General features: G+C 41.2%; 13 protein-coding genes. 4 read left to right on the top strand and 9 right to left on the bottom strand.

Going from position 1 to position 15,026, the window contains the following annotated elements:
* Positions 1–309: 309 nt before the first annotated feature.
* The 3 genes from L2672_RS00310 to L2672_RS00300 form a co-directional block, all read right to left on the bottom strand.
* Complete coding sequence (locus L2672_RS00310) at positions 310–447, bottom strand: hypothetical protein (RefSeq protein ID WP_248993837.1); 138 nt, start codon at positions 445–447, stop codon at positions 310–312.
* A 29-nt stretch (positions 448–476) separates the two neighbouring features.
* Entirely contained in the window at positions 477–614 is a 138-nt protein-coding gene (locus tag L2672_RS00305; RefSeq protein WP_248993836.1) for a hypothetical protein, read from the bottom strand.
* Between the two features lie 79 nt (positions 615–693).
* On the bottom strand, positions 694–2,892 hold the full coding sequence (locus tag L2672_RS00300; protein WP_248993835.1) for a TonB-dependent receptor family protein: 2,199 nt from the start codon (positions 2,890–2,892) through the stop codon (positions 694–696).
* Positions 2,893–3,200: 308 nt separating this feature from the next.
* Between L2672_RS00300 and L2672_RS00295 the strand changes: the two genes are divergently transcribed.
* The gene (locus L2672_RS00295) at positions 3,201–3,902 is read left to right on the top strand and encodes a DUF3581 domain-containing protein (protein WP_248993834.1); all 702 of its coding nucleotides are present in this window, start codon (positions 3,201–3,203) and stop codon (positions 3,900–3,902) included.
* 198 nt (positions 3,903–4,100) lie between these two features.
* Positions 4,101–4,487 (top strand): glycine zipper family protein, encoded by a 387-nt coding sequence (locus L2672_RS00290; RefSeq protein WP_248993833.1) that lies wholly within the window; start codon positions 4,101–4,103, stop codon positions 4,485–4,487.
* Between the two features lie 112 nt (positions 4,488–4,599).
* Here L2672_RS00290 and L2672_RS00285 read toward each other — a convergent pair whose 3' ends face one another.
* From L2672_RS00285 to hldE, 3 genes are all read right to left on the bottom strand, one after another.
* Positions 4,600–5,082: a TetR family transcriptional regulator gene (locus L2672_RS00285; RefSeq protein ID WP_248993832.1), complete on the bottom strand. Its 483-nt coding sequence runs from the start codon at positions 5,080–5,082 to the stop codon at positions 4,600–4,602.
* Between the two features lie 211 nt (positions 5,083–5,293).
* Positions 5,294–6,172, bottom strand: coding sequence for a hypothetical protein (locus L2672_RS00280; protein ID WP_248993831.1), 879 nt, complete (start codon positions 6,170–6,172; stop codon positions 5,294–5,296).
* Between the two features lie 61 nt (positions 6,173–6,233).
* A complete protein-coding gene (hldE, locus tag L2672_RS00275; protein WP_248993830.1) occupies positions 6,234–7,664 on the bottom strand; it encodes a bifunctional D-glycero-beta-D-manno-heptose-7-phosphate kinase/D-glycero-beta-D-manno-heptose 1-phosphate adenylyltransferase HldE in 1,431 nt (476 codons plus the stop codon).
* Positions 7,665–7,767: 103 nt separating this feature from the next.
* Here hldE and lpxL point away from each other — a divergent pair, with 103 nt between their 5' ends.
* Positions 7,768–8,694, top strand: a complete 927-nt coding sequence (gene lpxL / locus L2672_RS00270; protein WP_248993829.1) for an LpxL/LpxP family Kdo(2)-lipid IV(A) lauroyl/palmitoleoyl acyltransferase — start codon at positions 7,768–7,770, stop codon at positions 8,692–8,694.
* Positions 8,695–8,879: 185 nt separating this feature from the next.
* Positions 8,880–9,797: a L,D-transpeptidase family protein gene (locus L2672_RS00265; protein ID WP_248993828.1), complete on the top strand. Its 918-nt coding sequence runs from the start codon at positions 8,880–8,882 to the stop codon at positions 9,795–9,797.
* A gap of 74 nt (positions 9,798–9,871) precedes the next feature.
* Here the strand turns inward: L2672_RS00265 and L2672_RS00260 are convergent, their stop codons facing one another.
* From L2672_RS00260 to glnE, 3 genes are all read right to left on the bottom strand, one after another.
* A complete protein-coding gene (locus tag L2672_RS00260) occupies positions 9,872–10,816 on the bottom strand; it encodes a bactofilin family protein (RefSeq protein ID WP_248993827.1) in 945 nt (314 codons plus the stop codon).
* A gap of 209 nt (positions 10,817–11,025) precedes the next feature.
* Positions 11,026–12,006, bottom strand: a complete 981-nt coding sequence (locus L2672_RS00255) for a sensor domain-containing diguanylate cyclase (RefSeq protein ID WP_248993826.1) — start codon at positions 12,004–12,006, stop codon at positions 11,026–11,028.
* A 96-nt stretch (positions 12,007–12,102) separates the two neighbouring features.
* Positions 12,103–14,949 (bottom strand): bifunctional [glutamate--ammonia ligase]-adenylyl-L-tyrosine phosphorylase/[glutamate--ammonia-ligase] adenylyltransferase, encoded by a 2,847-nt coding sequence (gene glnE / locus L2672_RS00250; RefSeq protein ID WP_248993825.1) that lies wholly within the window; start codon positions 14,947–14,949, stop codon positions 12,103–12,105.
* Between the last annotated feature and the right edge of the window lie 77 nt (positions 14,950–15,026).

The following is a 15,026-nucleotide window of genomic DNA, read 5'->3' as shown; positions in this document are numbered from 1 at the left end:
CGAGGATCTGCTTTTTGGCTTCAAACGCCTTAGATCTATGCTTTCAAACACTAAAGACACAGCAGATTGCGGCCCACAAGCATTACCGCAATGACGGTGTCATTATCACTATGACGCCCCTTATCCTTATGACGGCGCAAAAATTACTAAGACGCCCCTTATCGTTATGACGGCGCCATTATCACTAAGACGACCCTTATCGTTATGACGGCGCCACTATCACTATGACGACCCTTTTCGTAATAACGGCCTTCTATATTGTCATCCTCGAGATCTTTCATCGAGGATCTGCTTTTGGCTTCAAACGCCTTAGAACTGTACATTAGACAGTAAAAAACACAGCAGATTGCGGCCCACAAGCATTACCGCAATGACGGTGTCATTATCACTATGACAACCCTTTTCGTAATAACGGCCTTCTATATTGTCATCCTCGAGATCTTTCATCGAGGATCTGCTTTTTGGCTTCAAACGCCTTAGAACTGTACATTAGACAGTAAAAAACACAGCAGATTGCGGCCAACAAGCATTACCGCAATGACGGCGCCACTATCACTATGACGACCCTTTTCGTAATAACGGCCTTCTATATTGTCATCCTCAAGATCTTTCATCGAGGATCTGCTTTTACTGTAAACACAAAAAAGGGCTAACCAACGTTAGCCCTTTTCTCAGTTATCGTTTTAGCAATGCTTAAAACTTATAGCTATAACCTAAAGTTGCCGACTGAGGCTTACCTGAGAACACTGAACCGTGAACACGAGTGGTCATGTAAGTTTCATCAAATAAGTTATCAACATTTAAATAAAGCTCAGATGCATCATTGATGAAGTAACGCGCTGATAAGTCAAAAATGGTTTTCGCATCAATTAACTCATCAGCTGGGATCTCACCTTGGCCGGCTTTGGTACGCATTTCAGAAGTATAGCGACCTGCTAGCGTCACTTGCCAACTTTCAGCTTGTACACCTGCTGAAATATATAACTGGTTATCTGGTAGGTACGTTAATGAATCGCCTTTTTTCACGTCATCCCAGCTTTCAAAGTCTGATGAGAAATCTGAACCAAATTCAGCACTGGTGTAGGTATAAGCTAATTTAACAGGCACACTAATGTCGCCTGTTTGATTAAACTCGTAGCCTAAGCTCAATTCTAAACCGCTAACGTCAACTTCACCTGCATTATATTGGTTACCAATGTTGTTATCATCACAACCTTGAGCAGCGGTACAGTTACCGTGCATGTTGCTGTAATCACCCAAAAATACAATAGCTTCTGAAGTGAATGCATTTTGGTTGAAACGAACACCGGCTTCGTAGTTCCAGCTCTCTTCTTCTTGACCATCAGCATTGCCAGGTGCCGCTGGAGAGAAACCTTTTTGAACACCCGCTAATACAATTAATGCATCATTGATTTGGTAAGTCGCCGATAACGAAGGTAATACCGCATCAAAGCTGTTGGTAACGTCTTTATCAGCGTTGCCATCACGACCTGGGTTTGCTTTCCCCCAATCTAAACGATTGGTCGTCACGTCTTCATAACGAATACCCGCAGTTAGCGCAAAGTCACCTAAAGTAATACGATCTTGAACAAAAAAGGCCCATGCTTGCGCACTATCAATACGGTTAGAGTCGGTTCCAGGAATACCACTTGAGGTACGAGTCATGACTTGAGATGCATCAAGTTGATACTTATCAGCCCATTGGTAACGATCCATTTCGTCTTCGTGGTAACGAACACCAAAAGCTAACTCGTGGTTATCTAAATAATAATTAAGCTCAGTTTGAATGCCTTGTGATAAATAGTCACGGTTGTTGGCTTTCACACCCACTTCAATCGCATCAGTAATTAAACCTTTGTCAAAATCTGCTGCGGTTTGAATGCCACCACTACTTAAGCTACTACCGTCAACGTTATAAGCTTTATACCAGTTACGGTGAAAATGATTATAATATCCGGTGGTGCTCAATACTAAATCATCATTAAATTCAATCACATGGTTTAACTGAATTTGTTTATGCTCAGTGGTCATTTGATCTTTTTGAGACGCTGAGTAACGCATAAATGGTGTAGCGTTAAAGTCTTCGTCAGTCAGGCCCATATAAGTTTCATTTGACACTTCATCAGCATACTTCAACTTTAATTCAACAACTTGCTGATACTTAGCTGACTCATCGGTTTTAAAGCTGACTTTTGCTAATGCATCGTTTTTAACAAAACCAGTATTACCACCAACGCCATTAATATCGCGGAAACCATCTGCTTGATAACGATACACTTCAGCAACGGCTCCAATGCGTTCGCCCTGTCCACCAGCATAAGCGTGCAATTTGGCAAAACCATCTTGACCAGCTGATAAATCAACTTTACCGGCTAAGTCCGCATCTGGAATTTCACGTGATACCATATTCACCACGCCACCAGTGGTACGTGGGCCATACTTAACAGTTGAGCTGCCTTTTAATATTTCAACACTTTGCATACGTCCAGACGTAGGGAAATAATACGCTGCAGGTGACGCATACGGTGCTGGAGCCGCTAAAACGCCATCTTCCATAATGGTGATTTTTTCAGAACGGTTTTGACCCGTGCCACGCATACCTAGATTGGGACGTAAGCCGTAACCATCTTCTTCTTGAATATAAACACCTGGTATTGAAGCTAATGTACGCATGATATCGGTATATTTGAATGTCTCAATTTCAGTCGCTGAAATGACATGAGCACTTCCTGGTACTGTGTTTATTGGGTTACGGCTACCAAAAATTGTAATTTGCTCAATAGTCGCTGAGCTTTCCGTATCTGGCGCTACATTTTCAGCGGCAGTGGCTCCCATGCTCATGATTAATGCACTTGCTAAAACACTCAAACGTAAGGTGTTTGATTGACTCATTGTGATCTCCCGACACAGATATAAAACAAACGCAAATAAAAACGATTCTTATTTGCTGTTACAATTGTGTGCATATTTAATCAAATCAACAAAAATTGCAACCTTAAAAACGCAAAAAATTCACATACCATCCAAAAAAGCTGCAATCTTAATAAGCTGTCGTGATCGGTGTCACAATAAAAGCCAACTAACACGTCAGCAAAGTGTTAACAATTGAACGTAAAGTTAAGTCATCGGGTGAGTATTTTATGAAATATACAGTACACTGCAGGGGAAAATTTAACCCTTAATAGAAGTTGCTAACCATCATGTTTTTATCACCTTATTACAACAAACAAAATCAAAGTGTGTTTATCTCTGCTCAGCAGGCAAGTGACTTTGCTAAACGTGTCGCAGAAGACTTCAATCCAATACATGATGTGGGTGCCAAACGTTTTTGTGTACCGGGTGACTTATTGTTTGCTTTAGTTCTTACCGAGTACGGCTTAAGCCAAAGCATGTCCTTTAAGTTTGCTGGTATGGTAGGTGATGGCATTGAGTTAACATTACCCGCGGAAAGTCACAATCAATTCACTATTGCTGACGTTAATGAAAAGCAGTATCTACATGTAGAACGCGACGGTGACATTTGCCAGTGTGATGTCCAAACAGCCGCCTTTATTAAAAGCTATGTGGCTTTTTCTGGGCTGAACTTTATTCATGTCCTTATTCCAATGATGAAAGAATATAACGTGATGATTAATCCAGATAGACCACTGGTCATTTATGAAAGTATGTCATTTAACTTGCATGATTTTGACTTCGACAATATTGACTTGCATTTAACGCATCAGCATATGGACATTAACGGTAAAAGAGGGGATGTGACCCTGACCTTTGAATTACGTACTCATGACCGCATCATTGGTAGTGGCACTAAAACATTGGTGCTAAGTGGATTACGTGAATACCAAGAGGATAAAGCCCAGCAAATGTGCCAATATTATGAATCAAGAAAAGAGACGCTTTAACTTTCTGTAAAATTTACACCTTTTAATACAATGCGACATAAACCAATGTGGCATTGTATTGAGAAACCTCCTTGCTCCTTTAACTGTATTCCATGATTTGAATCTCACTATTCCAACTCAGAAAAGCATTATTCCATACATACATTTTGTATGTGATAGGATCAACGCATTATTCAGTATCTATTATCTGAGGCCTCAATGAAAAAACTCATTTTAACTGCATTGGCATTTTGCGTATTCTCAGCCAACGCCAATATCATTTATGACAAAACGGGTGTAGATGACAAAGACTTTATTTATGATGAGCATCAATGTATTGAAATGTCACAACAGGTTCAAAAAGACCACCATTCTCGTGGTGTCTTAAGCAGTGCTGCTAAAGGTGCTGCCGTGGGTGCTGCTGGTTCTGCAATTGGTGGAGGAAGTGGTTCTGAAGGGGCCAAAATTGGTGCAGGCGTTGGTGTGGTATCTGGCTTACTCGGTGGTGCTAAGGACCGTCGAAATAATGAAGCTAATTATCAAGCCGAAAAAGAAAAAGTTGTCCGTAATTGTATGGCTAATCGCGGCTATATCATTTTAAATTAAAGGTCATTTTAAATTAATGACCCAATAAAATTAATCCACCATTAACCTGACCGCAACTAGCCCTTTGAGACGGTCAGGTTATAGCATGTTATTTGCCGAATCGACGCACATATTATGCCGCTTCAGCGGTATATGATGTGTTTTCGAGTAATAGCAGCGCACTGTCACCAATTAATTGCTTAATACAACATTCCCCCTCAGAACCTAATTGGCTTAACGCAGTTTCTTGAGCGGTTTTCACTGCAGTAAAATAAGTAACACTCTCACTTTTGGTGCCGCAAAGTCTAAAAAACAATCTCAATACCGCACGGTTTTCTGCTAATTCTAATGCTTTTTTCCAAGATATTTCTAATCGCTCAATTGAAGAAAAATCTAATGCTGCGACAAAAAACTGCCCTATACGATGATCAAGGCGCACTAAAAATTCGGTTTTTTTGGGAAAATGATGACTAATTCCCGTTCTGCTAATTCCGGTCGCATTAGATAAGGTTGTGTACGACATAGCCTCAAAACCTATGCTGAGGATTTGTTTAAGGGCTTCGTCTAAGATGTGATTAATTGTTTGCTCAGTCTCTACTCGTGAACGCTTGGCCATAAAACTCTTACTCTGTAATATTTTTGCGCAAGAGCTTACCAGACAGCAACAGAAAATTCCGCTAATAATTAGCTAAAAAACAACATTTTTAACCGTATATTATCCTGTGTATCGGGATATTTCAGAACAATAATAACCTAAAGCGGAATTTTACCCTTATTTTTCATAAACGTATTTAATATCAATATTAAAGATTCAACAAACAAACTTATTATGTCGTGCCCGCTCCTAAATGCTGGCTAAGCCAAACTTGAGCAGCTTTGGCGCCCATCAACTTATGTAAGGTAGGCGCTATCACATTTGATAAACTGGGTTGACGCCAAAAAATGTAATTGGGTAATGGTTGCACAACTCCTGCACCAAAAGTACGTTGGATGAGACTAGAATACTCGGCAAGATCTCTAGCAGAATAATTAGGTAATTGAGGATAAATATAAGCAATAAAGTCTTTATAGCTATGCTCACTGGCATAACGAATAGTCTCATCACTGTGTAGCACCTTACTAAGCTGAGGTGAACTCCAATGTGACAAATTATCACTGTTATGAATAACCGCTAAATTACGCCGATGTAATTGTTGCCAAGCATATTCAAGCTGTTCGACTTGGGCTAGCTGCCAAAAGAGATAGATATCGGCCAACCACTCATGCTGATATGATGACAATGAAGCAGGTAAAATCTCACCTTGCAAAGCGATATTGTACAGATGGCCTACTTCGTGCCACAGGCTTAATTGAGATTGATTTTTTAAAGGTATTGAATAGGTTTTTAACCCGAGAGATCCTGTTTGTATTTGGATTTCTTTATGAGGTTGAACAACAATAATTCCTGCTATCAGCCCATGGTTAATCGACAATACCATAGCAGACTTCATTCCAATGGATTGACTAATTTTGTCAGGGTGCAGCGCATTTAGTTGAGCAAAGTCTACTGGAAGGTGGGCTAAACATGGTGCCAAAGTGTCAAGCTGACACACTAATGCTTGTTTATCTAGAATATTGATCCATGTGGGCGCAGATACCACAGTCTGCGATGTCGCCCATGTAGAAGGAACAATAGAACAGATAAAGAGTAGAAAAACACCACGCATAAACCGAGCTGTTATCGTTCTATAAGATAACGTCTCGGATAAATGCGCTTCTTTAAACAAATTACTTATTTGCCATAATGTTTTGAATAATGGCGGTCGTTGATACACCGTCTTCAAAACCTAATACTTCCACTTTACCCCCATTGGCGATCACTTCAGCGCCACCGGCAATCTCTTCAACTTTGTAGTCGCCACCTTTTACCAATGAATCGGGTAATAATCGGCTAATTATGCGTTGCGGTGTGTCTTCAGTAAATGGTACAACCCAATCAACAGAGGCAAGACCTGCTAAAACGGTCATACGACGATCAACGGGATTAACCGGACGGCCTTCTCCTTTTAAGCGCTTAACCGAGGCATCATCATTCACTGCAACAATTAATCTGTCACCTAACGCACGTGCCTGCTGTAAATAGCTGACATGTCCTGCATGTAATATATCAAAACAGCCATTAGTCATGACAATTTTCTCACCACGTAAGCGAGCATTTTCCATGGCATACGCTAATTGGTCTTCACTCATCACACCATAACCAGACTCACCATGGCTCATGTCAAAAGCATTGATAAGCTCAATACGATTAACGGTTGAGGTACCTAATTTACCCACCACAACACCAGCTGCCGTATTGGCTATTGCACACGCTTGAGGTAAGGTTGCACCCGCCGCAATTGAGGTTGCTAACGCTGAAATAACCGTATCACCTGCACCTGTGACATCATGGACTTCTCGAGCAACCGTCGGAATATGTAACTCAGGTTCACCTTCAGTAATTAATGTCATACCTTTTTCTGAACGAGTCACCAAAATAGCATCAATTTGATGCACCTTAAGTAAATGTTGTGCTTTGGCGATTAAATCGGCTTCATCACTTACCGGACCCACTACCGCTTCAAACTCACTCATATTAGGCGTTATTAAAGAAGCGCCTTGATAACGGCCAAAATCAGTGCCTTTAGGATCAACTAATACTTTCACACCTTTGGCTTTAGCTTTGGCGATAAACTCAGCCGGCTTATCAATAGCGCCTTTGGCATAATCAGATAACACGACCACGTCAACACCTTCCAATAGGCTTTCTGCATGAGCAAATAAGCGCTCACTATCACTCGGTGCAAATGGCTCTTCAAAATCTAAGCGAATTAACTGCTGATTACGCGAAAGCACTCTTAATTTAGTAATAGTCGGTTTATCTTCAACGGTTAACCATTGAGGGTCAATTCCCAAGGTTCTTACACCTAAAGTCAACGCATCTGCAGTTTCATCTTGCCCCACCAACCCTGCTAATTTGACGTGTCCACCTAATGTCGCCACATTTAACGCCACGTTAGCCGCGCCCCCCGGGCGGTCTTCAATTTGATTAATTTTAACGACAGGCACAGGTGCTTCAGGAGAGATTCGTCCTGTAGGGCCAACCCAGTAACGGTCTAGCATCACATCACCAAGTATTAAAACTTGAGCATTTTCAAAAGCGGGAAGAGAAACCTTCATACAGCAACCATTGTGTATTACAAAAAATTAGCCTAATTGTACCTAATTTTCAGATAAAAATGAGTTAGAATAATAAAAATTTTTAGTTGAAAACGGGTCACTTGTGGTCGAGAAAGCCGAATTTACCGCCAAACTGTTACATCCTAAACATTGGTTATTATGGATAGGTGTTGCTTTAATACGTACAACTCAATTACTGCCAATGCATATTCAAATGAAGTTAGGCGCATTACTAGGGCGCACAGCAATGAAAATTGCAGGTAGTCGAACCCGCACCGCCAAGCGCAATATTAGTTTATGTTTTCCTGATATGCCCCAAGAAGAACAACAGGCCTTACTAGTGAAAAACTTTGAAGAAACTGGCAAAGCGATATTTGACACCATTAATGCTTGGTGGTGGTCAGATGCCAAAGTGCAACAGCATATGAGTATTGAGGGTCAACAACATATCAGAGACAGCCTTGATAATGGTAAAGGGGTGATTTTATTTGCTGTTCACTGCCTTCCTTTAGAAATGGGGGCAAGAATATTTGGTCAATTTGAACCAGGAATAGGAGTCTATCGCCCACATAATAATCCAGTAATGGAATACTTACAGGTCAAAGGTCGTTTACGCTCAAATAAAGGCTTAGTCCCCAAGCGTGATATTCGACAAATGATCCGTAGTTTACGAACCCCTGATGTTATTTGGTATACCGCTGATCAAGACTTTGGTCGCTCGAGTGCGGTGTTTATTCCATTTTTTGCTGTCCCAGATGCCGCAACCATTACCGGTGCAACATCTTTAGCCAAACTAGGAAAAGCCAATGTGCATCCTTTTTTTGTCGAGCGCAGCGCTGATGACAAAGGCTATAAAATTGAAATTATGCCGTCGTTAGATAACTTCCCTGGAGAAAACGAATATGACGATGCGGTTAGAGGTAACGGTATTGTCGAAAACATTATCAATAAAAACCGTTCACAATACATGTGGCTTCACCGACGATTTAAAACACGTCCTAATAAAGATGATCCATCCTTATATCAATAACCACTAATTTGTTGTGCAGAGGCTTGTCGTTAGAGTGGCTCGACAGCCACAATTAAATATTTTTAACTTAACCATTTTAATCGAGAAATGAGTTGATATTTTAAGCGGAATAAGTAACGATGCGCCGATTAAATGGTGTTCATTTTTAGCAGAAATTCTTTTATAGATAGGAACCTCTCAGCATTATGTTAAACGTTGTAAAATCAGTCGTTTTTGCAGTAACAGCAGCGGTAATAAGTTTAAATAGCTACGCATTAGAATACCGCTTACCTGAGAAAGGCAGTCGCTTAGTCGGTGAAAACCAATATTATGTCGTCCCCGAAGGCAAGTTGACCCTTGAGGAAATTGCCGCGCAATTTCAATTAGGCTTAACAAATTTATTAGAAGCTAACCCCGGTGTAGACCCTTTTTTACCCAAAGCCGGAAGCACTTTAGTGATTCCACATCAGCTCATTTTGCCTGATACCAAACAAGAAGGTATTGTCATTAACGTGGCTGAAATGCGTTTATATTATTACCCTAAAGGGAAAAAAACTGTTGAAGTTTTACCCATAGGTATTGGTCAAATTGGTAAAGACACCCCTGAAAACTGGGTGACTCAAGTGTATCGTAAACGCGCAAATCCAACCTGGACACCTACCACGCGTATCCGCAAAGAATATGCCGCCAATGGCGTAATTCTTCCTGACGTTTGGCCTGCTGGCCCTGACAATCCAATGGGATTATTTGCCCTTTATGTGGGTAACTTATACGCCATTCACGGCACTAATGCGACATTTGGTATTGGCCTACGGGTTAGCCAGGGCTGTGTTCGATTAAGAGATAATGATATTGAACATTTATTTAACTCTGTGCCGGTTGGCACGCGAGTCGAGTTTATTAATCAGCCAGTTAAGTTTACTGAAGAACCAGATGGTAATCGTTATTTAGAAGTACATGAGCCCTTATCGAGAACCCAAGACGAATTTGAGTCAACTGAGCCTGTTTCTCTAAATTTAGATAAAGAAACCATGCGCTTTATAGCCCACCCAGATACTGACTCTTTTGTATTAAAACGTTTATTAGAACAACGAGTAGGAACGCCTACCCGTATTAACCCATAACGGTTAGCTATCCATCAATAAAAACGGCTTGCAGAATATGCAAGCCGTTTTCTTTATAAAACAAAACCAATGGGCTAATTTGCTGCTCCATTGTCAGTATTATTTTCAATAATAGATTTATTGACCATCTCAGCTTCAGCAGTCATTTCATTGACCGATTCAACAATTGTAGCTTGTTGGTCAGAATCCAACATGTTATCTGCTAGCTGCTCATTAGACATGGCCATGGCATCTAAATCTTCCATCGCATCATCGACAACCTGCTCAGAGTTTGGTGCCTCTTGCTCTGCTAATATTTGTTCCGCTTGAACATCTTGCAATAACTTGGCGGCATTTTTTTCCGCAACGGTGTCAGTTGATGCACTTGGTGGTGTAAACAAAGCCGGTTCTACACTGGTTTCAGATAAAGCATTAGTGTGCTTGAAACCACCAAATTGCCATACCCCGCCAGCAGCCAATACAACTACAGCGATAGCCAAAACACCTTTATTCGACTTTTTTACAGGCTTATCTGCTCGTTCTTGAGTTTGGCTATTATTTTGAGTAGTGGCATCAACAGAAGCTTTAGTTTCGGCTGAAGATTGAGAAGTTGAGTGACTACTAGATGATTTCAGTTCTTTTTGAACTGCATTATTTGCCGCTGTGCTATCAGCGGTTGCCTCTGACTGTGTTGGTTTAGGTAATACGTCAGCACTTGGGCCCGTAGTTCGCATACCAATAAACTGGCCACCATCATAGATTTCCATATCGTGACTGGATACATCAGCTTCAACCACGCCGGTACTGACAATCACTAATTTATTGCAAAACAACTTCCCTTTAAGTACGCCACTAACACGTAACTCCTGGCAATAAATTTCTCCCTCAACTTCACCGCTGGGTTCAATTTTAATAACATCACTTGAGCGCACAGTCCCTGATATTTTTCCCGCTATTAATGCTGGCCCCTGAATATCCATTTTCCCATTGAGCGACATATCTGCGCCAATAAATGTTATACCCTTCCCTTTATTATTCATTCTACTTTCCTATACGGGTTAGTCTATTAGGTTGAATTTACCTTAAAGTAAACCAAAACGCGACTGAAACCCCAGTTATCATTAACAGTTGAATGCACAGCAAAAAATTAATATTTCACAAGACGAAAGGGATTTGTAGACAACAGAAATCACCAGGTAAGCACCCGGTTAACAAACATTGCAAAAGAGTTTATGCTAAATAAAACACGCTAAGAACTGAACTCTTTATCTTGATGGTGACATTGTTTTATAGCAAACATCGCTTCATCTGCATTGGTAAGATATTCATTTAATGTGAGTTCTGAATCGAAAGCACGATTGGCTATGCCAACACTATAGGCTAAATTGTACGGTGCATTTGATTGGGCATTATGTTTCGCAACAATATGCTCAAACCGATTTAATACCATGCAATTATCTCCTTGCCCCTCATGCGATAACAACACGATAAACTCATCACCCCCAAAGCGTGCAATCACATCAGAGTCTCTAAAACTGTCGATCAATAACCCAGCAAATGTCTGTAATGCTTTATCCCCCTCAGCATGACCATACTCGTCATTAATTTCTTTGAAATAATCCAAATCAAAAAACAGTAAACTGGTGTTAAACCCAAGTCGATCACTATTAGCAAGTACTTGTTCTGACAGCATTTCAAAACCACGTCGATTCGAAATACAGGTTAAAGGATCTAATGTCGATTGCTGTATTGCCACTAGTTCATCTTCAACTAAGTGACCAAGATCTTCCAATGCCACAATATCATCTTGAGAGAATTTGCGAGGATTTTCATCAATAATACATAACGTCCCCACCCGAGTTTCGTTAGGCATCGTTAGCGGGTAACCCGCATAGAAACGAATTTTAGGCGCTTGGGTGACTAATGGGTTATCGGCAAAGCGTTGATCATGGAAGGTATCTTCAATAACCAACACTTCGCTCTGCATAATCGCGTGACCACAAAAAGAAATATCACGATCGGTTTGCGCGGCCTCAAGGCCCTGTGCTGACTTAAACCATTGTCGATTACTATCGACCAAACTAACTAAACAAATCGACACACCAAAAAGGCGTTTGGCTAAACGAGTTATGCGGTCAAAGCGCTCTTCAGCCGCTGAGTCCAATATGTTTAACCCTCTTAAGGTGTCTAATCGAACTTGTTCGTTGTCTGGTATCGGTGCACACAGCATAGAGGTCAATTGTCCTTAATTATTTTTTAAGCTAAATAAAGCAGTTATCTTGATATAAAGCAAATATTAACTAACAAATGATGAAAAATTAATGCATTAATTTTCAAGGATATATTTATAGATATCAATAACTGTATCAACTTTATCTTTGACTAAATCAGCATCCACTTTCCCCGGTAACTGCTGTAATGTTAGTTCATGGTTTTCATCTCGCAACCAAATATAGCTTTGCGTCAAATGCTGGGCTTGCATCACTGGCAACAGTTCTAATTCTGCTAATACCTCAAAAATACGCACATTGTCAGACCAAACGGTTAAAGCTTCATATTCATGTGAATAAGCTAACACCATAAATTGGGCTAAAAACTCAATATCAGCAATGCCTCCTGGGCTCTGTTTTAAGTCAAAAATACCCTCACTGACTTGCAATAAATGGTCACGCATTTTAATGCGCATTTCCCTTACGGACTTGGCGAGTTCAACTTTATCCCGCTGTGTTTGCAATACCGCGGCTCTAATTTCGCTGAATCGATGAGCAAGCTCATGATCGCCAAATACAAAACGCGATCGCACCAACGCTTGATGCTCCCATGTCCACGCTTCTTGAGTTTGATATTCTCCAAATCGTTCAATCTCACTGACTAATAAGCCCGACGCCCCTGACGGACGCAAACGCATGTCCACTTCGTACAATTCACCTGAAGTGGTGCGTGTTGCAAACAAATGCACAATACGTTGAGCCAGCTTCAAATAGAAATGACTGTTATCAATGGGGCGATCACCATCGGTTTGACCCGCGGATTTATTACCATGTAAGAACACTAAATCCAAATCTGAGCCATAGCCAAGTTCTATGCCACCCAGCTTGCCGTAACCTATCACCGCAAACCCCATTTGGCTTGGGCTAGTGCCTTCTGGCACACCGTGTCTAACTGAAATTTGGTGCCAAGCTTGCACCACAACTTGTTCAATAATCGCTTCTGCTAACAAGGATAAGTGATCGCTTACTTGCATAACCGGTAAAACACCGGTGATATCGGCCGCCGCAATTTTTAATTGTTGAGATAATTTAAACTGTCGCAGCGCTTCCATCTGCTGTTCCATATCATCTTCAGGTACACGGAGTAAGTATTGGCGTAGCTCGCTGGGGTAATCATCAACAGAGGTAATATCATAAAGCTGCGCGGGGTCAATTAGCTCATCTAGTAACATCGGAAAATTGGCTAATTCTTTGGCAATCCACGGGCTGGCACAACATAAACTGACTAATTGCTGCCTTGCTCCTGGGTTTTCACAAAGTAATTCTAAATAAGTCGTTCGAGTTAAAATTTTATCCAGCACATTCGACACAGACGAGAAAGCCGCACTGGGTTTAGCTTGCCCCATTAACTCGTCAAGTAACTTGGGCATCAGTTTATCTAAGGTTTCGCGACCACGGGGACCAATAGAGCGTTTACTTACTGTGTCACGCCAATGACTGAGTAAGGGCCAAAGTTCAGGGTCTTCAATTTGATGCTCTTGCAATAAAGTGTCGGCATGATCATCATGCTGTATATTCCAAAATAAACTGGTCCAGTCGTCACTTTGTTCTTGAGCGTCACTGCCACCAACAGTGGCATTAAAATGGCTGTGAATCTTAGTCATAGCAGCCTCTATTTGGCCACGGAGTTCAGTTTCGTCAGCTAAACCCATGCTATGACACAAACGCTGCCAATCTAAGGCATTGTCGGGCAAGGTTTGCGTTTGCTTATCGCCAATGGCTTGCAGTAAATTTTCTACCCTACGTAACAATATATAAGATTCTTTTAACTCATCTACCGCCCAGTATTCCAGCTGCCCAAGACTATACAAGGTATCAATGGCCCCAAATAAGCTTTGCTGCCTGAGCGCGGGTTCACGTCCACCACGAATAAGCTGAAAACTTTGCACCACGAATTCCACTTCTCGAATACCACCCGCACCTAACTTTATATTGTCGGTTAACTGGCGACGACGGACTTCTTGAGCAATCATTTGCTTCATTTTTCGCAAAGACTCAATGGCCGAAAAGTCGATATAACGGCGATAAACAAACGGACGCAATAAATCATGTAATTCATCACAATAAGTTGTCCAAGGCCCAAGTACCCTAGCCTTCACCATGGCGTAGCGTTCCCAATCGCGCCCCTGCTCTTGATAGTAATCTTCAAGGCCAGAAAAGCTCACAACTAATGGGCCACTTTCGCCGTAAGGTCTTAAACGCATATCAACACGAAAAACAAAACCATCTACGGTGACTTGATCTAACAAATTCACCAGTTTTTGTCCCATGCGAATAAAAAATTGTTGGTTATCTAGTGAGCGTCTACCACCGTGGGTTTCACCATGCTCTGGAAAGGTAAAAATTAAGTCGATATCAGATGAAAAATTAAGTTCACGGCCACCAAGTTTGCCCATTCCCAAAATTAATAGCGGTTGTGCATTACCGTTAGCATCTTGTGGCGTACCAAGTTGTTTGCACATATCTTGATATACCCAGTCTCTGGCACTGATCACTAGCGCTTCGGCTAATGAAGATAAATCAACCAAAGAATCCTCTAACTTGGCATAGTTACCAAAATCACGCCAAGCTAGGCGCACCATCTGTTTGTTGCGATATTGCCTAAGCACAGATTTAGCACTTTCTTCTGAAGTCACATCGGCCAACAGTTGATGTAGCTCTTGGTCAAAGTCAGAACGGTTCACTTCATCTAGCAAGCCATCAAATAGCTCAGTTATCCATTGTGGGTGGCGGCACAATTGCTCGGCAATATAATCACTCAGCCCAAGCATTTGTTGCAATTCTAATTGCTGTTCAGGGGGTAAGCTTGTGATCTCAGGAGCTTGTATTTTAAGAGAGGACCAGTAACTTTCTGCTTTATGTTGAATATCTGCAGATAAGGCCTTGTTACTTTGAGATGGCATGGGATAATTGTCCTTTAATCCAATTCTACATTAGACATAATATGTCAAGAATGCTATATCTTGATATTGAAGATACC

It is taken from the genome of Shewanella gaetbuli, from assembly GCF_023284065.1.
GTDB classification, from domain to species: domain Bacteria; phylum Pseudomonadota; class Gammaproteobacteria; order Enterobacterales; family Shewanellaceae; genus Shewanella; species Shewanella gaetbuli.
Note: the sequence above shows the minus strand (reverse complement) of the source record. Positions and strands in the feature narration are given on the sequence as shown.